A 21,998-nucleotide genomic window follows, 5' to 3' on the forward strand; every position below is an offset into this window, starting at 1 on the left:
CGCTTACGCCTTGTTCTCGGCGCGGTTGCGACGAACCTTCGCGGCGACCGCGACGGTCGCACCGGCGAGCACGAGCGCGCCGCCGCCGATGTAGATGCCCATGAGCGACTCACCGTTGACACCGGTCGCCGGGAGAGCGGTGCCGCCGCCCGGGTTCAAGCCGGAGCCGCCACCAGCGCTACCGTCGGCGCGGGCGCCGCTCGCAGCGAGGGTGTAGGGGCCGCTGGGGTTGGCGGGAAGGGTGACGACCGCAGTCGCGGCGCCCGACGAGTCGGCGGTCTTGGTGACCGACGCCGAGGTGACGGGGAGGTTGGCGGTGGCGATGTTCGCACCGGTGACACCGCGCCCGACGAGCGTGAACGTCACTTCGGTGCCGGGCTGGAAGCCGGAAACCGGAACGGGGCCGTTCGAGGTAACGGTGATCGTGACGGTGTTGGGGCCGGTGGGAACGTACGCCTGCGCGGCGACGGGCGCGGCGAGGAGCAGCGCGGCGGCGACAGATGCCGAGGCGACTGCCGTAGTGAGACGACGCTTCATGAGAGCCTGCTTTCGAAACCGATGTGGCGGTACGTGATGGGTCCGCGCGGTGCCGACAGTCGTCCAAGTGGCGCGTGCGGACGGGATTGATGCGGTGTCGTGCGGCTGAATGCTTTCTTGAGTATCCCCTACGGATCTGCTGGATTGCAAACCGTAGCGGTTTCTTTTACGTAAACAAATCGCGACACGCGAACAATCGCCCGGACGACGGAGAGCCTCACTCCGCGAGGGAGCGAGCGCCTTAGTTGAGGCGGCAGGAGGTCGTAACGGTGGGGCTGCGGGACGAATCGGCGGTGGGGGTAATGAGAGCTTGCGCTCCCGTTGGAGTCGATGACATTCGGGCGACGACAGTAATCTCTGTCGTTGCTCCCGGCGAGAGGTCGGTGCCAAAAGTCAGAACTTGGCGTCCCTCGTAGTCGTCTTTTTGGAAAGCTGCGTTGTCTCCCGTGCTGGCAGCCACCAACGTGGAGCCCTGTGGCAGGTAGATGTTGCTGATCACATTGGCCTGACCTGGCTTCGTTCCGTAGGCACCTCCGCCGGTGATGTATTCCGGTAACGAAGTTGCGGCATCGGCCGGCGCTGTGTTAGTGAGCGAAACCCGCAGGGTGAGATCGTCCCGCCCGCTATCGCTGACAGACCCGCATGAGCCGGACGTGATCGTTACCGTCGGTTTGAGGTAGTAACTCATCTTCGAGCCTGTGCCGTCATTGAAGAACACGCCGAAGCGGGCGGTGCGGGAATCGCTCACAGGCAGCTGGCCCGCGAGGGTCGTGCCCTCAAGAATGGCTTCTTCATCGGCGTCAGCGCTCCACACGAGAAGGCGGCGCTCTTCGCTTGCGCGACCGAGAGCGGCGAGCAGACCCTCCATGGTTCCGCGACCGTTGATCAACCCCTCGAAAACAGCGCCGGCAGCGCTAGCAAACACCTTGTCTTGTGTCGCCGGGTCCGAGTACCGGAAATAGACCTCATTGAGGAGGAACTGGACTGCGTTCTCTCGGGTGAGTGAGTCGCCGGTAGGAAGTTCGACAGGTCCGATCGTCTCAAGGAGGTATGACAGCACCACAGGATCGACGGCGATGACCCCGTCCACCTGCACGCCCGTCTTCGACCGATACATCTCTCGAGCTATAGGTCCGTCGACCGGGAAGTTCGGAACCTGAGTCAAGTTGTGGAAGTAGCGCGCGGGTCTGGTTCCGTAGATCTTTGTCACTTCAGCAGGCAAAGGAACGATCGGGTCAGCAAGATCTCTGACTAGTCCGGTCGCCGACTGCGTATCCACTAGCGAGATCTTTCCCGCATCCGTGTGTAGGAGGATGGCGGTTCCGGTGAGCCCTCCGAGCGATCTCCACTCGGCGTTGTTCTGTACAAGCAGTAGATAGTTGCGAGGACCGTCCTGTCCCAGCATGTTTGGCAAGAGTTGTGATGTGCGTGCGAGGCCGTCGATCGATCCGGCCACCTGGTTGAAGAGCGTGCTGGCCTGGCCGACGGCGGAATCAACGACGCCGAGGAGCGGCGTTCGATTGATGTCTTGCACGGCACGAGCGGCAGCTCCAGCTCGGGTTGCTGCGGTCTGAGCAGGATCAACGAGGTCGGGCAGCACGCTGGTGTCGATGTGCCCGTCGACAGGCTTGAGGCTATCTATCGATACCCCGTTAGTTGATGCGGCGAGTGGCAGAAGACTTTCTCGAATCAGCACATCGCTGGATGACGCGATGGTGCGAAATGCGGCCAGTTGCGGACCGATCCAAGGCGTGCGTTCAGCCAACTTCCAGACGGGGTCGGACGTGAGCTCGCGCGCCTCGGATGTGTCCGCAGCCAGCCGCGAAAGTGTCGCGGCCGCCGCGGAAGGGTCGCGCGAAACAGTCGAGATACTCTCGCTAGCTCCGGTCTGAACGCTCTGAAGGTATCGATAGGCCAAAGCGCCCCGAGTGCCTATCCATAATGCGCACAGCACGACGACGAGCACGATGCCAGCCATTGCCCAAGCGGCTACTAGGCCGGCTCGGCTAGCCGGACCCGGGAGAACTGGTGCGCTCACTCCGCAGCCTTCCTGTCGGCACACACCCTTACGTGCATTGTGTCGACACGTGAGCAACAGCGGGGACTGAGCGACGCGACGTCAACGAGTGACGACCGCACCTGGGGCAGGCAGAGCATTTTTAGGTCTCGTTACTCGTTCCGCGCGAGGTGCGGCGGGACGTGAATCCAAGCTCGTCGATTGTGGGTGATTGAGGGACGGTCGCAAATGGCGTTGATCGCCCACGCTGCTTCGCAGCCTTACGGCTGGTCTTGGAACTCTGCGCGGGCTCGACTCGGTATCCGTACCCATACCCGTACCCATAGGCCGAGTAGTAGGAGTCGGGGCCCCGCGTCGGCACCATCGACATCACAAAGCCAGCCAACTTTGCCCCCACAGTATTGAGCGCTGCGGTCGCGAGAGTCAGCTGATGCTTCGTGATTCGTCCCGCAGAGACGACCATCAACGCGCCGCTCGTTGCTCGAGAAAGAATTGCTGCATCGGTGACGGGAAGCAGAGGCGGCGCGTCGCACAGGACGACATCGAAATCTCGCTCAAGCATCTCGAGTAGCAAGTTCATCTGGTGAGATCCGAGGAGTTCGCTCGGATTGGGCGGAATCTTCCCGGCAGGGAGCACATACAGGCTTCGGCCGCCCCAGGGCAGCATCACATCATTGACCTTCGCTCGGCCGATGAGCACATCCGTCAGCCCCGCGCCGCCCTCGATGCTGAGGTACTCAGCGACTTTCGGCTTGCGCAGGTCCGTATCGAGCAGAGCAACCCGCTTCCCCGCGTCAGCCAGCGCAATCGCCAGATTGATCGTCGTTGTCGACTTCCCTTCACTCGGAATCGAACTGGTGATCACGAAGCTTGAGCGTCCACCCATGTCGAGGAACTGCAGATTTGTGCGGAGCGCGCGGAATGACTCCGCGCGTTGGCTGAGAGGATCGGCGTGGACAATGAGGGGCCGGTCCTTCGCGTTCGAATCGAAGGCGATAGCGCCTATCGCCGGTGCCGTGGTGATCTGCTCTGCGTCTCGAGGAGTTCGCACTCGGTTGTCCAAGCGGGTACGAAGGACGGCAGCACCAATCCCCAAGATGAGTCCGACCAATGTTCCGATTACGAGGTTGACCGGAGCATTCGGGCTCGTGGGCTTGAGAGCCGGTTGCGCGTCACGTACTCGCGTCAGGCGAATCGTGCTCGATCCGTCGCTCGCCTCCGGTTCGAGTTGAGGAACCTCCTCAGACAGGCTGGCCGCGACTTCGTTGGCAATCTGAGCAGCGCGGACAGCGTCCGGGTCTGCCGCCGTGATGTTGATGAGGGTTGAGTTGAGTCCTCCGGTGGCCGAGACACGGCTAGATAGTGACTCAGGCGTGGTTGCCAATCCGAGCTTCGCGATGACGGGGTCGAGAATTGCCGGAGTGCTTACCAGGCCCACGTAGGTATTGATTCGTGCCTGAGCAAAGCTGGAGCCCTGCTGCAGCTCTGCCACGGTGCTGCCAGCCTGAGTCGAGACAAAGACAGTGCTTGAGGACTCGAACAGCGGCACACGCGTGAGCGTGTAGGCCGACGAGCCGGCTAGGCCGAGGAATGTCAGCAAGACGATCACGAGCCAGTTCTTGCGAAGAGTGCGGATAAATACGCTGAGCTCCATGGGGCCTTCCGAAGACACGCTGACGACCTGTAGGGCCCAGATCGAACAATCGACTTCAGTGTGCCATATCCGATGTTTCGTTCTGGCGTCGATATAGGCTTCGTGGGTACGCCCCCAGGCAGTGGGCCTGCTATTTGGGGGCCAGCCGCGGGGTCTGGGGCTGGTCGGGGCGAATGTGCGGGGGAGGTCGTGAATCTTCCATTCCTAAGGTCCCCGGTCGGCCACCAATGAATCTGTGCGCGACCGCGGTTCGTGGACGCTAGGTTTGCAACGTGTCTGACGAGTTCGGTTACACCCGCACCAGTGGCGATGGAGCGGACGAACATCTAGATGGTCAAGTCATGCCTCGTCGACGACGGTCAAGGCGCCGTGCAGATTGGCGGTTCGGCGGTACGTCTGTCCGTCGGTGGGACTCGAAGGTGCTGTCCATTGCCCTAGCTGGCGTCGGAGTCGGCCTTGTCGCGTCAGTATTTCTTGGAAGCGTAGGCGGGCGGTGGGCCTCCGTTCTATCGAGTGTCGCACTCTGGGCGGGGATGAGTTGTGCCGTCGGTTTCGCCTTCGCCCGAGCCAGGCCCGCCGGTCTCGTCGCATTCCGTGCGGTAGACCTCCTGTGGGGCGTCGGGTTTGGTGTAAGCCTGAGAGTTCTGCAAGGGCTCATTACGGGGGCGGATGCTCGTTCTTTTCCGTCTGCGATTTCCTTAGACGGCGTGCTTCCGCCCGACTGGTGGCTGACGACCGCGACGTCGGCCGGGGTCATCGCTCCTGTCGTAGAAGAATTCTTCTTCCGCGCTGTCGTTCTTGTCGCTACTTATCAGCTCTTACGTCGGAGCACCGGCGCGCCCGCGGCCGCTGTGACTTCGGCACTGGTCTCGGCTGGTGGATTTGTCCTGCTCCATGCTGCATTCTCTGCTGAGGGGCTGACCGACGGAATTCAACTGTTTATTGTCGGTGCGACCTGTAGCGCACTTGTCTTGCTCACTGGGCGCATATGGGGCGCGGTTGTCGTCCACATCGCCTACAACGTGAGTTTCCTTGCGCTGGTAGTCCTCGGCTCTGTGTTGCAGTAAGTGCTGGTGACAGAGTTCCGTCGCCGACTCAGTCGGACAGTGCATGATCGATTAGTGTCCGAACGAGATTTTCTATGTGACGACGTTGGCTGAGCTGGATTGCGCGATGGGCGGAGCTCCATCAGCAATCGCACAGCTGAGCATGACGAGGAGGTACACCGCGTGCGAGCCAGTCAGCGGCTGCGCCAGGAGAATCGTCAGGAACACAACAAGCATCGCTGGCATCGCAATCGCGCGGTGCCGTGTCAGTGCGAGGGGAAGGAGGAGGGCGCATATTCCTAGCACGAAGAACGGCCATCCGCCCTCGCTGACGCCAGCGATCAGGTTGACGTTCGGTGAATAGATAGTTGAACGCTCCCCAAGCGACAATTGTGCCAGTGCGTGCAGGCCTTCCGACGTCGCGAGATTACGGCCTTCGAGAGAGACGTTGTTGATGTCTGACTTCGCCGCTAGCCCGAACTGTGGAGCGTAAACCGCAACCCACGCGGCGATCGCGAGTGCGATCGCGCCTGCAGTCCACCTGAGATATGTGGAGAGCGGGGACGAGTCGCGTCGTCCCGAGAAAAACAGGGTGAAGGCCACGGCGACTATGAACACCCCGAAACCGGCTGTTGATCCAGAGGTCAAGACACCCACCGCAGTGATGGTCCGCCCTGCCAGGCTAAGCAGTGTTTTCGGCATCACCGCGGGCCACAATGCCCATCCGAATGCCGCGTACATGCCCCACCAGCCAGGTTCGCGTCCAATTCCGAGGGCGCGATCGATGGGCACCCCGAAGAAGGAGATTCGGGACAGTGTTGGAGTGAAAGGGAAGAGTACGGAGCTGGTCAGATTGCCAATCGAGACCGTGGCAATCTGCACAACGCCGACGGAGACAGCCATCAGGAGGGTGATGGCGCTGAAGAGCGACATAATAGCTATGAGGTACAAAAGCACGCGCCCGAACGCACGAGCTCGATCCGGTCTCCCCAGATAGAGGCCGAAGGCGATCAGGATCACCATTCCCGTCACCAGTCCGTTGGCATACGGTCCTGCATCGAATCCGAGTTCGCCCGCTCGTAGCGTCGCCCACATCCCCCCGCCCACGAAAGTTGTGATGACGACGACGGTCGCCGGTGACAGGCGCGCATGCGTCCAGTCGAACAATGGAATACCCACGAGCATCAAGAGGCAGACAGCTGTCCCAAAATTGGCGAACGATTCGCCCAGGATGTTCGGTCGAACGGCGAGGAACGCAAGGAGCATCACTGTCGCGAGGAGCCACGCTCCGACACTCCGTGGCGGTGTCTCCACCAGATTCTCGCGAGCTTGGATGACTCCGGTCATGTTGCGACTTTATTCGATCGTCGCAAAGAATGACGCGCTGCGCGCAGCACGCTGTCCCGGCTTCGTTCCCATGCGACCAACCCCCAACGTTTACATCGCTCTGACGGCTATGAATCATGGGTCGGCGCGGGGAAATGCAGGCCGTTCGCGGGTGAGGGCGCGTGGCTCTGCTGCGTTCGGCCGCCGGTAGAGACGACCCCCTTGCTTTCTATCTGCGCATCCGTGCGTGGCGTCACGTTGTCGCGGTCAGGGTGAGGTCCCGGTGCGGACCCTGGCATCGGCTGGAGCGGGCATTCGTGATGGTGGTCTGAAGACAAGTGCGGAAGGTCGACCGGGTTGTAGGGGACGGGGCGGCCGCCTCGGGAACCGCGGCGCTTGCGGTGGCCTTGCTGGTCGCGGGGCTCTGGGATCACCGCTTCGATACCGCGGCTGCGAAGGTGGGCGCGGATTGCTCGGGATGAGTACGCCTTGTCGCCGCGCAGCCGGTCGGGTCGAGTACGGGGCCGGCCGGCCGGCCCGACGGGCGACGCGGAGCTCAGCCAGCAGGGGCGGGAGCATCGGGGAGTCGCCCGCTTGTCCGGGGGTTATCAGTGTCACCAGAGGAAGTCCGTGGCCGTCGACGAGCTGGTGGATCTTCGTGGACAGGCCACCGCGGGAGCGACCGAAACCGTGCTCAGGCGGCTCGAGCAGCGGATTCGTGTAATTCGACGAAGCCCCCTGTGGTGCGGGTGATGTTCGTCGCGTGCTGGTGGGCGCGAGTGATCGTGGAGTCGACGGACACCGACCAATCCACCGCGCCAGCCGCATCCGCAGCACTGAGCAGTCGGTCGAGCACGGCGTCCCAGATGCCGTCGGCCGCGAGACGGCGATGCCAGGCCCATACTGTCTGCCACGGACCGAACGTTGCAGGCAGATCCCGCCACGCGATCCCCGTCCGGTACCGGTAGACGATGCCTTCGACCATCGTTCGGGCATCCGCGAACGGACGCCCCTTTCTCCCCGTGGGCCCGGGCAACAGATCAGCGATCAACGCGAACTGGTCATCCGCAAGCAAAACAAAAACGCGACACCCCGCCAGCATCACAGCCCACACGCCCAACCATTTACAAGACACGCCCTAGGCTCAAGTGACTTTATGGGGAAGAGATTGCCAAGCGGTCTACAACTTCTTGTGCGCGTCTACGCGTCCGAAGGCATGATGACTTCGCGCCTGCGCGAAGCGATCACATGAGGGCAGACCGCCGAAGTCAACGACACCCGGTACCACGAACGTCGAATTGGAGGACTGCCCCGCCCCTTGGCAAGACAACTGGGGCCGTGTCGGTAAAGCGTGATCCCGTGAATCGGCTACGCAGCCTCAATCGTCACAATAGACTGGCGCGCATGAACATCGAGCCCCGTTCGGCAACCGGCTCTGCGCGAACGAAGCCCCTACGTCTTCCGCTCGCACTCTATGTGGGCGAGAGTATCTCGAGCTTGTGGGAGGCGGGCAAGAACCCGCGTAACATGGCTTTGGATGGTTTGCGTGGAATTGCCATCTTGCTCGTAGTTGCTAGCCACGTGTCGTCCGCGAGGCTTCCCGCAGGAGGAATGGTCGGCGTCACATTGTTCTTCACCTTGTCGGGTTACCTCATCACTGGACTACTCATCCGAGAGAAGTCCGACACTGGGCGCGTCTCCTTTGGAGATTTCTACATCCGTCGGGCGCTTCGTCTGCTCCCCGCAATCTTGTTTCTTCTCGTGCTCACGCCATTTGTCCTCTGGGCGCTGCGCGACCCAGCTCTCGGCCCCGACCTGATCCCAGCATCGCTGATCACGTTGTTTTACATGAGCAATGTCTTCCGTGCTATGGGCGACCACCTCGTGGTTTACGGTCACACCTGGTCCCTGTCGGTTGAGGAGCAGTTCTACATCCTCTGGCCGGCGATTTTCGTTCTTGTCATCCTTCGTCGGATACCGCGGCCAGCCCAATTCTGGAGCCTTTTCGCGCTTGCCGTGCTATTTGCTGCGTGGCGGATCATCTCGGCTTATACGATGCCTTTTGATCGAGCCTATTTTTCCCTGGATACGAACGCATTCGGGTTGCTCGCTGGAGCCGCGCTGGCAATAAGGCCCCCGAAGATCCCAAAGAAAGTTGCGTCGTGGATGGCCGCGCTGGCCGTTCTCACATTGGTGGTCATCTCGGTCTACCCGCTCGAAGGGGGATCACCCCAGTACTACAGCTTCCTCGTCGCCGCCGCCCCGTTGGCTGCAGCGGTGGGACTCGTCGCGATCACCGGCGCACGCCACGCATCCATCCCACTGGGTACACCACCGCTTGTGTTCTTTGGAAGACTGTCCTACGGCCTGTACCTTTGGCACGAGGTTATTCTCTTCACGCGCCCAGACGGATCTCCTATTACCGAAACCGCTCGCGTCGTCGCGGCCGTTGTCTCCATCCTTATCGCAACCGTCTCGTGGGTTCTGGTCGAGCGGCCAGCTCTGCTCCTTAAGAAACGCTTCGAGCGAGTGAAGCCTGAAACGGCATTGTCTGACATACGTTGACTTCTTAGCGAGGTCGAGCTATTCATTCCGCCCGGTTTTAGCGAAGGCGTGCTTTATGCGTCGCGATCGACACGGAAGGCGTCCCATTCCGCGGAGTGAGTCCGAATGGCGAACGATGGGCTTGGTGCTAGGGCGTGTTGCTAAAGGGTTTCCGTTGCCTCACGGGTGATTCTGGATGTCGTGTCGCGCGATGTGATTTCTGATGAGGCTTGGGCCGTGATCGGGCCGTTGTTCCCGGCGGCGAAGGTCACTGGTCGGCCTCCGGTGGATCGTCGCACGGTGGTTGAAGCGACGGCGTGGCGGTTTCGGACGGGCGCACCGTGGCGGGACGTGCCGGAGCGGTTCGGGAACTGGAACACGATCTACAAGAACTTCAACCGGTGGGCCGACGCGGGGGTGTGGGCGCGCGTGCTGGAAAGGACGCAGTCTCTCGCGCAGCAGGCCGGGGACCTGGACTGGGTCGCCTCGATCGACTCGACGATCGTGCGCGTCCACCAGCACGGAGCGACCCTTCCCCGCACCACAGGGGGCTCTATCGAACTACAAGAAATTCGGGGCGGAGCCGCCTGACCATGCGATCGGCCGGTCCCGGGGCGGACTGACGACGAAGAGCCACCTGGTCTGCGACGGGAAGGGACGCGCTCTCGCCTTCATCCTCACTCCCGGGCAGGTCGCGGATACCAGCATGTTCCCCGCGACCCTCGAGCAGATCCGGGTTCCCGGCGCGGCTGGCCGGCCGCGCACCAGGCCGGATCGGGTGATGGCGGACAAGGGCTACCCGTCGAAAGCGAACCGAGCCTGGCTGCGGGAGCGTGGCATCGCCGCGACGATCCACGAGCGCGACGACCAGATCGCGCACCGCCGAAAGCGGCGTGGCCGCCCGATCGACTTCGGCGACGCGCAGCGGATCCGCTACCGCGGCCGCAACGTCGTCGAGCGCTGCTTCAACAAGCTCAAGCAATGGCGCGGGATCGCGATGAGATCAGACAAACTCGCCCGCAACTACCACGCCGGCCTCTGCCTCGCCGCCACCCTCCACTGGCTCACCAGCCGGTTATCGATCAGCCGGCGTCGGCCCTCCTGGAGCACGGCATCGTTCGCCGCGCTCCAGGACACCCCGAGTCCCGCGGCGACGCGGGTCACGGTGAGATGGTCGACAACGATCCCCGTCAGTGCCCACGTCAGGCCGCTGCGGGAGATCTTCGCCCGCGGCTCCGCCGCTTTCGACGTGTCCTGCCGCCAGATCCGCGCACATCCCGAGCATCGGTAGCGGCGGACCCGGATGAGCAGCGTCGAGGGCCGGTGCCCGAATGGCTCATGCGCCAGTTCGCGCGTGACCGAGTCCCGCGGAACGCCGAGTGCCCCGCACCTCCGACACCACTCATGACGCCCCCGACGCGGCACTCCAGCACCACCCGATCGGGCGCGAGATGCTGCGCCACCGCTACCAGGCCGAGTTCGTAGAGCCGGCAGAACGTCGTCAGATCAGGGTCGCAAAGGTAGCGTGAATCACGTCGAGGTCTCTTTGCGGATGGGCAGCCTAGGAACTCTCCATCCTCGGGAGACCTTGAGCCCTACACGCCCCCCACGCGCTCAACCCGCTACGCCCTTGTTCGCGAAGAGCCCGATAAATGTGAATAGTAGGTGAGCGGCTGAGTGGATCGGGTTCCACTCCTGTCACTAAGGTCTCATCCACTCGAGATATTGGTTCGCCGTGGAATCCATGCTGTAGCGCAATTTTGCTTCAGCGGAAAAAGTCACTGCGCGCGCCGCTATGGTTTCCCAGTCTTGAATGACTTGGTTGATTTTGCGTACCGCGTCGTCCACATCACTGCTGCTGTATCGCAGGTTCCAGACCTCGTCGTCTTCGGGCGAATCGATTGAATCGGCGTAAACGACGGGTACTCCTGCCACCGCACCTTCAAGGAGAACTATGCTGTGAGCTTCGCGTCCTGACGGATGAAACATCAAATCGGCAGACTGTAACACCTCAGAAAGGTTTGACGTCGTGCCCATGTGACGTGCTGATGGCGAAGCCGAGAGTACCGCTTGGTCGATAGACGGCTGTCCGGATAGCGGCCCCCACCATTCGAATTGTATATCCGGCGATTCTGCGTACATCCGGTGGGTCACTGCGTTCCAAAACTCAGGACGCTTCTGAATCGCCACTCGAGCAACGGTGACGATGCGCAGAGGGTTTGAGGAGAAGCGCTGTCGACTCGCGATTTCGCGGCTGACTCCGTTTGCGATGCGGGTGAGCCGGACTTTCGGAAACCTATGCCGATACAGCGTCTCCTGCGACGCGCTCACAGCAATTACGCTGGCGGTGCGTGAGCTGAGAAGGCGCTCAGTAAGCCGGCTCTGAAACGAGGCAAAGTCGTCGCTTGCGCTATGCAGCACTGAGTGAACCGAACCTCGACCCCCCCAGGCGATCCGTGCGTACAGCGAGGGCAAATAACTGTGCGCAACTACAGCGTCAGGATCGAATCTGGTGAGCGCCTTCCGGAGATTCGTCACACGGCGCAACCGACCAGTGTGTACACCATCGGGGTCGAGATAGAACGTCTGAGAGACAACTCCTTTCGCCCCCCATTCCTGCTCGAGTGTTGCGGCCAAAGTTTCGGCACCGCCAACCCTAGGGCTCAGGAGTATCTGCGCAATCTTACGCATTTCGGTTACCTAGATCTTTCTCTCTGTGTCCATCGCGGCGAACGGCCACTGTGACGCATGTTATGAGACTCAACAGCATGAGAACCTGCAGAACGCAGAATGCGATGGCCGCCCCCAGGGCGCCCAGCGTTCCCCCCAGCGAGAACACGAGCCCGAGTTGGATCACGACTGATGCGAGGTAGACGCTGGCTACGAGGTGGTCGTATCGGCGGGCCTGAAGGGCGGCGGCGAGTGGTTGATTGATGATTGCCGGGATCGTTCCAACTGCGAGCAATTGCAGTATGTGAGCGGACCCCGCGAACTCTGTGCCCAACAATGTGCTAACCAGAATCGGGGCGGCAAAAGCTAGCCCGGCACACACGCATACGGCGAGTACGAGCAGCCAAGCCGCTCGAGTTACGAGCCTCTGCGTGGCTTTCCAATCCCGAGCATGAGCGATAAACGGAGCCGACGCACTCGAGAATGCGGAGGCAAGAACCCCCATCGGCTGCGTCCAACGATTGACACCGCCGTATATTCCCGATGCAACCGGGCCGGCGACAGCGGTCAGCACAGGGAGGTCAAGCTGTTGAGCGCTGGTCGCGAGGGCACTCAGTCCGTAGAACTTGGCTCCTCGCCAGGGGTTGGAGCCGGGGCGCCAACGAAAGTTCGCGCGTCCAACGCTCCGAGAAAACAGGCAGGCCGCGACACCCGCGGTCAACGTGCCAACTACCAGTGCGACCCACAAAGACTGAAGGGGGTTCGCATGGACGGCAAGTGCGATGGTGAAAATTGGGACGGCCGCCGCCCTTTCGACGATGCTCAAGGCAGCGACCACTTCGCCTCTCCGCGCCGCTCTAAGAGGGACCATAGTCGTCTGGGTGAACGTACCGGCAAGGAATATTGCGCAGGATGGAACGAGCTGAGGGAGCCAGATCAAGGCGAAAATCATCGCAAGCGTGAAAAATGCGACAGCGATCACGAGCTTCCTCGTCACGCGTGCGGAAAACGTTTCCAAATCCATGCGGCCGGACGCCCGCTCGCGGATCCAGAAGGCGCTGGTGCCGAAATCGAAGAATCCTAGTGCCGAGCCGCCGAGTGCGATGGCGGCTACAAGCTGGCCGTAGCCCTCGGGGCCAGCTTCGCGAGCAGTAACGATGTACAGTACGGCGACGATGACCTGGGCCAGGGCAGTACCAGCGGCGAGAGCTACAGCCTGTGTTCCCAGCGAACGGGTTTTCCTGGTTGGGCTTGAACCGTCATCGTTTAATGTCATAGCAACCCGTCCACAAAGTTTCCTAAGGCTGGCGAAATTGACCTACTCGGCGACGGCTTAGCTGCGAAGTGCCGAATGTTGCGCGCTATCGCGGTGGAATCTAGCTCCGACCACGCGGCCAGTTCGCCGATGCTCAGGGCGTCATCGCGCAAGCTCCTCGCTCCCGCAAGGACAAGAGGTCGATTTGCTGCCTGCGCTTTCCCCACAACTCCGCTCGGGCCCTCGTTGCTGTGCGCCGCGACAACGCAGTCGACGCTCGCGATGAGAGCGTCGAACTCCGCATCTCGCAGTGCGCTCGTGCGAAAGCGAACGGCTTGCCCCGCTTCCTCGAGCTGAAACAACGCTCGAGCGGCGAGAGCTCGGGTTGCGTCGTCGATGCTGCCCGCGACCAACAGTCCCGCGTTTGGAATCCCCAGCATCGCCTCAGCGATCAAGTCGAGGTTCTTGCGAGGAGTGACGGCGCCAAAAACTCCCACCCAGTAACGGCGCCCGTCGCTGTCCAAATCGGCTCGCGCGGCGCGGACATCGGAATCGGAGCACGCGAGCGTAACAGGATCCGTCACCCATCTGATAGGGAACTTCCTCTTCACGAGGCCGCTCTTAAGAGCCGCCGCTCGAACGCGTGGGCGCGCGTCCGCCGCGAGTATGAGTAGCTTCTTCGCGATGCTCCACACCCGCGGGCGCAGTCCTCGCCCTGCCTGAGACTCCGGACGCATCGCGAGGATGCTGACGGAACCACGCGCTCGCCATCGTCCGCGGACGGCGTCAACTAAGTAGCGGTCCCCGTCGGGCACGAGCGTCAGACTCACCTCGTGCAAGTCTGAGTTGATACCAAGCTCTGTGAGCGTCACGTTCGCGTCGATCGCGCGTACTGGAACCTTGTCCAGGTTGCCGAGATGGATCTGCCACTCCACACTCTGAAGGGCGGTTTTACTTGTTACGATTTCAACCTTCGCTCCCATTTCGAGCAGGGAAGCAGCAAGTATACGGGCGTAGTAAAGGCGATGGCCGCGCGAATCGGGTTCGTACACAGCTATTCGTCTGCCGCCGACGACTTGGGCTCGCCTTGAGGTGCCCGGTAATTTAGAACCGCGAGGGTGACGCATTGTCGCCATTTCCTTATCTTCGCGAAGTGACGGTTGAGCATAGCAAGTTACGCACACTGAGCTGATGGCCTCCAAAGGGGATCACGAGAGGCGACGCACTCCCGTGTATCGAAAGCCCCCGAGCGGTATCAAACTTCCGCACGCCTTGTCCCAGAGCTAGACGGCGCAGTTTCTCCCGCCGAGCGCGACTAGGCTCGCGCATCACCGGGGCCATGCCGAGACAATCTAGAGAGGGGCCGCTTCGCGCGAAGAACAGTACGGCGACGGACGCGGCGAATGTGGCTTCGAACAACCCGTCACCTGTCTTCCTCCAACCAGAGTAGATTGCAGACGCCGTCATGATCGCGACAGCAACAAACATGAGAGTTCCGCCTTGGCACCATGCGAGCAGCAGCATGTTATGAGTCGCCGTTGCGCCGCCGTACGTCACGCCTGCGCCGGAAAAGCCCACGCCGAATATGGGCTGCTTGCCGATCTGTGCCCAAGCGAAATCGACGGTGTTGACGCGAGCGTCGACGGTGCTGACGCCCCGAACGCCTATTGCTAAGTCGAACCGTTTGAATGGAGTCACGAAAATAGGGAACGCGCTTTTCGGAGCACTGAAGGCGGCGACAGCAATAGCGATCGTAGCGCTTGCCCATGCCAGCAGACGGGACAGCGCTGGCGAGATCTGGCCGCCAAATCCTGTCGGACGGCCGCCACTCGAGAGCGGTACCCGCTCGGACTTGAGAGACATCATTGCCGACTCCGATCGGACGAGAACCCCTGAAGCCCGACCGGAGCTCGGAAGGTCCCCGGGCTCACGCATGCCTCGAGCGTGGCCCGGGCGGAACCCCCAGCTCGTTCAAGACGACGTCAGTGAACTTTCCAGCGACAGATTCGATCGTTGGGATGTCTGCCCGTAGTGACCGATTGGGGATCGTGTGCTCCGCCATCAGGGTCAGGGCCTTGTGCGCGAATGCGCGCGGGTCGTCTGGAAGAGTGACGCGCTCTCCGTCGAGTAGGAATTCCGCCTCGGGGGCATGGTAACGGTACGAGGTGGTAAAGATCGGAAGCCCCAGGGCCAACGCGTCGACGGCTACGAGGCCGATACGGCCCGGCATCCATATTGCCTGCACGACGTGCCCTAGTCGGGCGAGTTCAACGCCACGCGCGACAGGCATGTGTTCTATAGCGTCCCCCGCGCGCAGCAGCTTCTCCTGCATCTCGCCCCTCCCGACGACTAGGAGCGTGAACTGCGGCTCCTTCTGTCGCGCCGCGATCGCTGCGTCAACAAGGAAGTCGATACGTTTGGCGGCATCGAGTCCACCTACGAACAGCGCACGAGGGGCGCGTGGCCATCTGCGGAGAAGATTCTCCATTTCTGCCGCGTCGACCGCGTTGTACGCCGCCCGCAGGGACGCCGAATCGGTGCTGTTGCCGATAGCGACGACGCTCTCGGGGTCGAGCTTGCCGTTCTCCACGAGGTAATCGCGGCCGCCGTCGGCGTAGGTCATGACCGCATCGGCGCGCCGCGCAAGTGTCCACTCGATCCGATCGGACAAAGCCCCGGCGTCGTTGACGTACGGACGACCGTGCCCCCACAGGACCAGCTTCCCTTTGCCGAAGGATCTCATCCACGCGAGGTTGTTGAGCGCCTCGAGCTCGGAGACGAGGACGTCGGGCTGCAGGTCCGGCGGAAGCGCACGCCACTCGACGGTCCGAGCACCGAGGCGCACTCCTTTTGATCGGACGTCGACGCGCCACGGCGGGCTCTCTCGGTCGCCTCGGGCTGCTTGGGAACCGACAGGATGCCCGGCGGCGACGAGGAACCGAATGCCACGGGTTCCGAGCTTTTCACGAATGTTCTCGAATAGGGGAACACGGTAGGCCGGCACATAGGGCTGCGTGACGACCACCAGCGGATCGGCGCTCACGGGGTGTCTCCCGTGCGTGCGGCCTCATATGCATGCTGCGCTTGTGCAGCGGCAATGCTCCACCGGAACTCGCGTTCCGCGTGCGCGCGTGCGCGCCCCGGGAGTTCGGCATCCTCGAGAGCATCGACGACTGCCTGCGCGATGCTCGCGGGGTCGTTGCGAGCCACCCTGAGCGCGCGGTTTTCCCAAGCAGGTGCGGCAATGCCCACGTGCTGGCTGGTGACGACTCGAACTCCGGCGGCCATGGCCTCCGCGACGGCGACGCCGAAGCTTTCGTCTTCGCTCGAGAGGACGAACACATCGCATTCGCTGAGGAGATCGCGTCGACGAGCGGAGTCCACCGGGCCTAGCGAGGTGACCATATCGCCGACACCGATCTCGTGAGCAAGAGCACCGGGATCTTGTATCGTGCCGTCTGATCCGCCGGCGATGATCAGCTGGCCCCCCCGTTCGCGTAAGGGAGTCTCGGCGAGGGCGCGGACGACGAGATCCACTCGCTTCTTCTTGGTCAGCCGCCCCAGGTATAGAATCTTCGCCGTTCCTTCACGCTTCGTCGTCCTATCGATCGCGAACAGCTGCTCGTCGACGGCCAGGTTCATGTGAAAAGCCGGAGTGTCGGGGAGAACATCGAGCGCCTGTTGCGCCTCGAGTTCACTCGAATAGATGGCCCCGCTCAGACCCGCGAGGTTCTTTGCGTCGGCGATTCTCAGCCACGCCCGTTTGCGCAGGGCGTTCGTCTTCCAGTGATATCGATCCAGGGCGCCATGCGGCTCGATGAGGTAGGGGATTCCCGCTCGTCGGGCGATGCGCATGGCCATGGTCCCTGGGTAGCTCTGAAACCCGTGGACGTGGACGACGTCGTACTGAGAAAGACCATCCGCCATGGCGGACGCGAAGTGGGGAGCGAACGTGACGCTCGAGGGCCCGGTGCTCGCGACATGGCGCACCCAATCGGTCGCGATGAGGTCGTCGTCGCTGGGGGATAGTCCCTTGTCCGTCGTGAGAACGTCAGCCGCAACGCCTCGGTGGTGCAGGGCCGGTATCAAGCCGCGGATGACCTCGGCTGGCCCGCCATCCAATCGCGCGACGCTCGGGGTGACGTGCAGCACCCTCATTTTGCGGCCACTGCCGCGTTGCGCTGAAGCTCGCGGTACTTGAGCCCGATCTGCCAGTAGTACATGGCAAGCGCAGCGGCATAGTCAAACCCAGCGCGCCCGTCGAGGAAGCCGAGCCGCGCCACGTAAGCGTAAAGGAAGAACAGTGCGGGCTTGAATGGTACGGCGTCGAATATTCGTCCTTTCCTCGTGCGCTTCTTTGCGATGTCAGCGCGCAGCGCGCTGTTCGACCGAAGGTGCGCTTCCCAGTCCGAGTAGCGATTGTGCCGGGAGAACCAGCTTGACACGGGGTCTAAGTCGTTGTGGAGAATCCGTCCCCGTGCCTTCAACACCACTCCGTTCGCTCGCGGTTGGTAGTGACCCTCGAGCTCCCCCATTCCCGGAGCGCCGAGGTCGTCCATCTCAGGGAATCGCACTCGGTCACGGTGGACCACACATCGCTTCGTCACTCGGTGACCGTGACGGAGGATGCGCCCCGCAAACACGTAGTCCAGATCGACATCGATTGCTGCCGCGTCCTTACGTGAAACGAGGTCTCCGAGCTCTGCTTTAAGGCGCTCACTGGGGACCTCATCCGCATCGACGAAAAAGACCCAAGGGTGGCGCGTCGTGACGTGCTCGAGCTGCCACTGCTTCTTCTTCGGGTACTTTCCGTCCCACGTGAAGCTGACGACGTGGGCGCCATGTTCTTCGGCGAGGGGCACTGTCCTGTCTGTGCTGTTCGAGTCGACGACGATGACTTCGTCGAAGTCCGAGAGGCCTGCGAGACACGCGGCGATGCCCACCTCTTCGTTCTTCGTTTGCACCAGTGCGGTTATGGGTATCTTCGGGCTCATTGACGAAGTCCTTCGAATCGCGTTCCGACGTGACGGGCAGGCACTCCACCCCACACTTCCGCGGCGCCGATGTCGCCGCTGATGACGGACATCGGCCGGATCAGAGCGGACCGTCCCACCGTCGTGCCACCCAGGACCATGCACCTGCTGGTGATCCATGCCCCCTCATGGATTATCACGGGCCGGGTGACCAGAGCCATATCAACTCGGTGACGGTGACTTCCCGTTGTGATGAACGTCTCCTGCGAAATGACGACGTCGTGCCCGACATGGACATGGTCCTGGTTGTGGAACCACACGCCCTCACCGATCCAAGATCGGTCGCCGATGTGCAGCTTCCAGGGAAACTTCACGCGGGTGCGCGGGCGGAAGACCACGCCGCGGCCGATCGCCGCCCCGAAAGCTCGCAGCACGCGCACGCGCAGGCTCGAACTGATCTGCCATGGATTTGTTATGAAAATCAGCTCGCAAATCGCCCACAGATACACGTGCCAGGCGGGTCGATCCCACGCTGCCCGCTCGCCGGGGGCCTTCGAAAGATCGATCACCGGAATGTCGCTCACGGTGGTCCCTTTCCTGTAACTGTGTCGTAACGGTCGCGGCGGTATCCTCTGTCCCGTGAACCCACCGCGAACGCTCTTCTTCGGGCTGAACTATCCCCCGGAGACTACGGGAATTTCCCCGTACACCGGTGCCATGGCCGAGGGCCTGACGCGGCAGGGCCACGAGGTTCGGGCCATCGTGGCGCACCCTCATTATCCGGATTGGAAGATCACGCCAGGTTACGGGCAGTGGTCGCGCAACGAACGGATTCAGGGTGTCGACGTGCATCGACTGCGGCACTTCGTTCCTGGGCAGCCTTCGTCGTTGCCGCGTGCCCTCTCGGAAGCCACGTTCGGCCTGCGGCAGGTCTTCGTTCGGTGGGGTCAGCCCTCGGCGATCGTCGCGGTTTCGCCGGCTTTGATCTCGTCTGTTGTCGTTCGTGCTCGTTCATTACTGTCGCACCGTAATACCCCCTTTGTCGTTTGGGTGCAGGATCTCTACGGCATCGGTATGACGGAAATGGGCCGCGGTGGCGGTCTGTCGGAACGCGTCATTCGCGGGCTCGAGCGCTGGCTGTTGCGCTCAGCCACCATGGTCGTCGTCATCCACGATCGGTTCGCGGATCGAGTGCATGCCGACTTTGGAGTGGCGCTCGAGCGCATCGCCGTCATCAGGAACTGGACGCACGTGACAGCGCCTTCTCGCGTCGATGTGGCTGCAGTTCGGGCGTCCTACGGATGGAGCGACGACGAAACGGTGGTACTGCACACGGGAAATATGGGGACCAAGCAGGGACTTCACCACGTCGTCGATGCCGGTCGACTGGCCCACCAGCGCGGTGAACGCGTACGTTTCGTGCTGGTCGGAAAAGGCTCCCAGCGCGAGGAGCTGGCCGCGCGCATCGCAGGAGAACCCACGACGACCGAGCTTCTGCCGCCGCTTGATGACGCCGCTTTCGCCGCGATCTTGCAGTCCGCCGACATGTTGTTGGTAAACGAGCTGCCAGGCGTTGCTGAAATGTGCGTGCCGAGCAAGTTGACGTCTTACTTCACGTCCGGTCGACCGGTTCTCGCGGCCACCGACGCGCTGGGCATCACCGCTCAAGAAGTGCACAACGCCGACGCCGGGATGATCGTTGCCGCGGGCGATCCGGAAGCCCTTCTCGACGGCGCAATCACGCTCGCCGCAGACCCCGCGGAGGGGCTCCGGATGGGCGAGAACGGCAAACGTTACAAAGAGACCGTGCTGAATGAAACATTTGCTATCGAGCGATTCGATAGTCTGCTCGCGGATCTGACCGCCGAAGCCGCCGTGAAGACTCCGGTTTAACTCTCTTTCTCGCTTCCCGAACGGCGGAAACAACGTGGCAAAACGCGCCCTGATTACTGGCATCACCGGTCAAGACGGCTCCTACCTGGCCGAACTTCTTCTCGCGAAGGGGTATGAGGTTCACGGCGTCATTCGCCGCGCCTCGACCTTCAACACCAGCCGCATCGACCACCTTTACGTCGATCCGCACGACCCTGAAGCCAAGCTCTTCCTGCATTACGGCGACCTTTCAGACGGTGCGCGACTCGTCACGCTGATGTCGGAGATCAACCCCGACGAGGTCTACAACCTGGCCGCGCAGTCGCACGTGCGCGTGTCGTTCGACGAGCCCGAGCACACGGCCGATACGACGGGTACCGGAACGATCCGCCTCCTCGAAGCGGTTCGCATGTCGGGGATCGACACGAAGTACTACCAGGCCTCGACATCGGAGCTCTACGGTGCGACTCCTCCGCCCCAGAACGAAGAGACGCCCTTCTACCCGCGCTCTCCGTATGCGGCCGCCAAGCTCTACAGCTACTGGATCACCAAGAACTACCGCGAGGCGTACGACATGTTCGCGGTGAACGGCATCCTGTTCAACCACGAATCGCCCCGTCGTGGTGAGACCTTCGTCACGCGCAAGATCACGCGTGCGGTCGCTCGCATCAAGGCGGGACTGGAGAAAGACCTGTACCTCGGCAATCTCGACTCGATCCGCGACTGGGGGTACGCCGCCGAGTACGTCGAGGGGATGTGGCGCATGCTGCAGGCCAACGCTCCGGAGGACTTCGTGCTCGCGACGGGCGTGGGCTACACGATCCGTGAGTTCCTCGAAACGTCGTTCGGGCACGTGGGCCTCGACTGGAAGGAATTCGTCAAGTTCGACGAGCGCTACCTCCGGCCCACCGAGGTCGACGCCCTGATCGGCGACCCCACCAAAGCTGCCGACAAGCTCGGCTGGGTGCCCTCGGTTCGCGGCGACGAACTCGCGAAGCTCATGGTCGACGCCGACATCACCGCGCTCGAACGGGGTCCGGAGTGGATCGACACGGTGAAGCTCCCCACCTGGAGCAACGCGGAGCTTCTCGGAGCTCGTGCGTGAGTACCGCTGTTGACGGCGTGAGCTACACCCCGCGCGAACTGGACCGCGATGCGACGTTCTACGTCGCCGGACACCGGGGACTCGTGGGGTCGGCGATCGTCCGACGGCTCGAGGCGGCAGGCTTCGACAACATCGTCGGAAAGACCTCGGCGGAACTCGATCTGAAAGACCGCGACGCGGTCTTCGACTACATCGGTGAGGCCAAGCCCAAGTACCTGGTGTTGGCCGCGGCGAAGGTCGGTGGCATCCTAGCGAACTCGACCTACCCGGTCGACTTCCTCAGCGACAACATGCGTATTCAGGTCAACGTGCTCGACGCGGCTCTCGCCAACGACGTGGAGCGCGTGCTGTTCCTCGGGTCTTCGTGCATCTACCCGAAGTTCGCGGACCAACCCATCCGTGAGGACTCGCTTCTCACGGGACACCTCGAGCCGACGAACGATGCGTATGCGATCGCCAAGATCGCCGGCATCCTGCAGACCCAGGCGGTTCGCCGCCAATACGGTCTGCCGTGGATCAGCGCGATGCCGACGAACCTCTACGGGCCGAATGACAACTTCTCGCCGCAGGGCTCGCACGTGCTCCCGGCGTTGATTCGTCGCTACGACGAGGCTGCGCAGGCGGGGGCGACGAGCGTGACCAACTGGGGAACGGGAACGCCGCGCCGTGAGTTCTTGCATGCGGACGACATGGCCGACGCGTGCCTGCACCTGCTCGAGCACTACGACGGTCCCGACCAGGTCAACGTGGGCACGGGGTCGGACGTGACGATCCGCGAGATCGCCGAGACGATCGCGCGCGTGACCGGCTTCGAGGGCGAGACCGAGTGGGACACCTCGAAGCCCGACGGCACTCCGCAGAAGCTCCTCGACGTCTCGAAGCTGGCCGAGGCCGGCTGGACCGCGAAGATCTCGCTCGAAGAGGGCATGGAGCGCACCGTCGCCTGGTACCGCGACCACGTCGGCGCGCTGCGCCAGTAGGTGTTCCGGCACGTCGTTC

General features: G+C 62.4%; 16 protein-coding genes and 3 pseudogenes. 6 read left to right on the forward strand and 13 right to left on the reverse strand.

Annotation, left to right across the window (positions count from 1 at the left end; translation table 11 throughout):
- Nucleotides 1-3: 3 nt before the first annotated feature.
- The 3 genes from P2P98_RS07130 to P2P98_RS07140 form a co-directional block, all read right to left on the reverse strand.
- Entirely contained in the window at nucleotides 4-537 is a 534-nt protein-coding gene (locus tag P2P98_RS07130; protein WP_275798517.1) for a hypothetical protein, read from the reverse strand.
- Nucleotides 538-778: 241 nt separating this feature from the next.
- On the reverse strand, nucleotides 779-2,515 hold the full coding sequence (locus tag P2P98_RS07135; protein ID WP_275798519.1) for a DUF4012 domain-containing protein: 1,737 nt from the start codon (nucleotides 2,513-2,515) through the stop codon (nucleotides 779-781).
- Nucleotides 2,516-2,696: 181 nt separating this feature from the next.
- Complete coding sequence (locus tag P2P98_RS07140; protein WP_275798521.1) at nucleotides 2,697-4,208, reverse strand: polysaccharide biosynthesis tyrosine autokinase; 1,512 nt, start codon at nucleotides 4,206-4,208, stop codon at nucleotides 2,697-2,699.
- A 707-nt stretch (nucleotides 4,209-4,915) separates the two neighbouring features.
- On the opposite strand from P2P98_RS07140, the gene P2P98_RS07145 reads away from it, so the two are divergent.
- Entirely contained in the window at nucleotides 4,916-5,275 is a 360-nt protein-coding gene (locus P2P98_RS07145; protein WP_275798524.1) for a CPBP family intramembrane glutamic endopeptidase, read from the forward strand.
- Nucleotides 5,276-5,347: 72 nt separating this feature from the next.
- Here P2P98_RS07145 and P2P98_RS07150 read toward each other — a convergent pair whose 3' ends face one another.
- Complete coding sequence (locus P2P98_RS07150; protein ID WP_275798526.1) at nucleotides 5,348-6,601, reverse strand: hypothetical protein; 1,254 nt, start codon at nucleotides 6,599-6,601, stop codon at nucleotides 5,348-5,350.
- Between the two features lie 344 nt (nucleotides 6,602-6,945).
- Nucleotides 6,946-7,682: pseudogene (locus P2P98_RS07155) on the reverse strand (IS5 family transposase); the annotation flags it as partial.
- A 302-nt stretch (nucleotides 7,683-7,984) separates the two neighbouring features.
- On the opposite strand from P2P98_RS07155, the gene P2P98_RS07160 reads away from it, so the two are divergent.
- Nucleotides 7,985-9,145, forward strand: coding sequence for an acyltransferase (locus P2P98_RS07160; RefSeq protein WP_275798528.1), 1,161 nt, complete (start codon nucleotides 7,985-7,987; stop codon nucleotides 9,143-9,145).
- Nucleotides 9,146-9,310: 165 nt separating this feature from the next.
- Nucleotides 9,311-10,172: pseudogene (locus tag P2P98_RS07165) on the forward strand (IS5 family transposase); the annotation flags it as partial.
- A 26-nt stretch (nucleotides 10,173-10,198) separates the two neighbouring features.
- Here the strand turns inward: P2P98_RS07165 and P2P98_RS07170 are convergent.
- From P2P98_RS07170 to P2P98_RS07205, 8 genes and pseudogenes are all read right to left on the reverse strand, one after another.
- Nucleotides 10,199-10,658 (reverse strand): annotated as a pseudogene (locus P2P98_RS07170) (ISL3 family transposase); the annotation flags it as partial.
- Between the two features lie 167 nt (nucleotides 10,659-10,825).
- Nucleotides 10,826-11,815: a glycosyltransferase gene (locus tag P2P98_RS07175; RefSeq protein WP_275798530.1), complete on the reverse strand. Its 990-nt coding sequence runs from the start codon at nucleotides 11,813-11,815 to the stop codon at nucleotides 10,826-10,828.
- Entirely contained in the window at nucleotides 11,808-13,070 is a 1,263-nt protein-coding gene (locus tag P2P98_RS07180) for an oligosaccharide flippase family protein (RefSeq protein ID WP_275798532.1), read from the reverse strand. Before P2P98_RS07180 ends, P2P98_RS07175 begins: the two co-directional genes overlap by 8 nt.
- Entirely contained in the window at nucleotides 13,067-14,101 is a 1,035-nt protein-coding gene (locus tag P2P98_RS07185) for a hypothetical protein (RefSeq protein WP_275798534.1), read from the reverse strand. Before P2P98_RS07185 ends, P2P98_RS07180 begins: the two co-directional genes overlap by 4 nt.
- A gap of 875 nt (nucleotides 14,102-14,976) precedes the next feature.
- On the reverse strand, nucleotides 14,977-16,092 hold the full coding sequence (locus P2P98_RS07190) for a glycosyltransferase (protein ID WP_275798536.1): 1,116 nt from the start codon (nucleotides 16,090-16,092) through the stop codon (nucleotides 14,977-14,979).
- Complete coding sequence (locus P2P98_RS07195; RefSeq protein WP_275798538.1) at nucleotides 16,089-17,201, reverse strand: glycosyltransferase; 1,113 nt, start codon at nucleotides 17,199-17,201, stop codon at nucleotides 16,089-16,091. The genes P2P98_RS07190 and P2P98_RS07195 overlap by 4 nt, the downstream gene beginning before the upstream one ends.
- Before the next feature lie 2 nt (nucleotides 17,202-17,203).
- The gene (locus tag P2P98_RS07200; protein ID WP_275798540.1) at nucleotides 17,204-18,043 is read right to left on the reverse strand and encodes a glycosyltransferase family 2 protein; all 840 of its coding nucleotides are present in this window, start codon (nucleotides 18,041-18,043) and stop codon (nucleotides 17,204-17,206) included.
- Nucleotides 18,040-18,606, reverse strand: a complete 567-nt coding sequence (locus P2P98_RS07205; RefSeq protein WP_275798542.1) for an acetyltransferase — start codon at nucleotides 18,604-18,606, stop codon at nucleotides 18,040-18,042. The genes P2P98_RS07200 and P2P98_RS07205 overlap by 4 nt, the downstream gene beginning before the upstream one ends.
- Before the next feature lie 55 nt (nucleotides 18,607-18,661).
- Here P2P98_RS07205 and P2P98_RS07210 point away from each other — a divergent pair, with 55 nt between their 5' ends.
- The 3 genes from P2P98_RS07210 to P2P98_RS07220 are packed head-to-tail and all read left to right on the forward strand — an operon-like array spanning nucleotide 18,662 to nucleotide 21,979.
- A complete protein-coding gene (locus P2P98_RS07210) occupies nucleotides 18,662-19,915 on the forward strand; it encodes a glycosyltransferase (protein ID WP_275798543.1) in 1,254 nt (417 codons plus the stop codon).
- Nucleotides 19,916-19,949: 34 nt separating this feature from the next.
- A complete protein-coding gene (gene gmd / locus P2P98_RS07215) occupies nucleotides 19,950-20,999 on the forward strand; it encodes a GDP-mannose 4,6-dehydratase (protein ID WP_275798545.1) in 1,050 nt (349 codons plus the stop codon).
- Nucleotides 20,996-21,979, forward strand: a complete 984-nt coding sequence (locus P2P98_RS07220; RefSeq protein WP_275798547.1) for a GDP-L-fucose synthase — start codon at nucleotides 20,996-20,998, stop codon at nucleotides 21,977-21,979. Before gmd ends, P2P98_RS07220 begins: the two co-directional genes overlap by 4 nt.
- The last annotated feature ends 19 nt before the right edge of the window (nucleotides 21,980-21,998 follow it).

It is taken from the genome of Microbacterium sp. Kw_RZR3 (assembly GCF_029222405.1).
Classification (GTDB): Bacteria; Actinomycetota; Actinomycetes; order Actinomycetales; family Microbacteriaceae; genus Microbacterium.

Excerpts from the sequence above, each read along its gene's own strand:
- P2P98_RS07150 (WP_275798526.1), bottom strand. The coding sequence starts at position 6,601 with ATGACCGGAGTCATCCAAGCTCGCGAGAATCTGGTGGAGACACCGCCA.
- P2P98_RS07160 (WP_275798528.1), top strand. The coding sequence starts at position 7,985 with ATGAACATCGAGCCCCGTTCGGCAACCGGCTCTGCGCGAACGAAGCCC.
- P2P98_RS07200 (WP_275798540.1), bottom strand. The coding sequence starts at position 18,043 with ATGAGCCCGAAGATACCCATAACCGCACTGGTGCAAACGAAGAACGAA.
- P2P98_RS07140 (WP_275798521.1), bottom strand. The coding sequence starts at position 4,208 with ATGGAGCTCAGCGTATTTATCCGCACTCTTCGCAAGAACTGGCTCGTG.
- P2P98_RS07180 (WP_275798532.1), bottom strand. The coding sequence starts at position 13,070 with ATGACATTAAACGATGACGGTTCAAGCCCAACCAGGAAAACCCGTTCG.
- P2P98_RS07175 (WP_275798530.1), bottom strand. The coding sequence starts at position 11,815 with ATGCGTAAGATTGCGCAGATACTCCTGAGCCCTAGGGTTGGCGGTGCC.
- P2P98_RS07130 (WP_275798517.1), bottom strand. The coding sequence starts at position 537 with ATGAAGCGTCGTCTCACTACGGCAGTCGCCTCGGCATCTGTCGCCGCC.
- P2P98_RS07135 (WP_275798519.1), bottom strand. The coding sequence starts at position 2,515 with ATGGCTGGCATCGTGCTCGTCGTCGTGCTGTGCGCATTATGGATAGGC.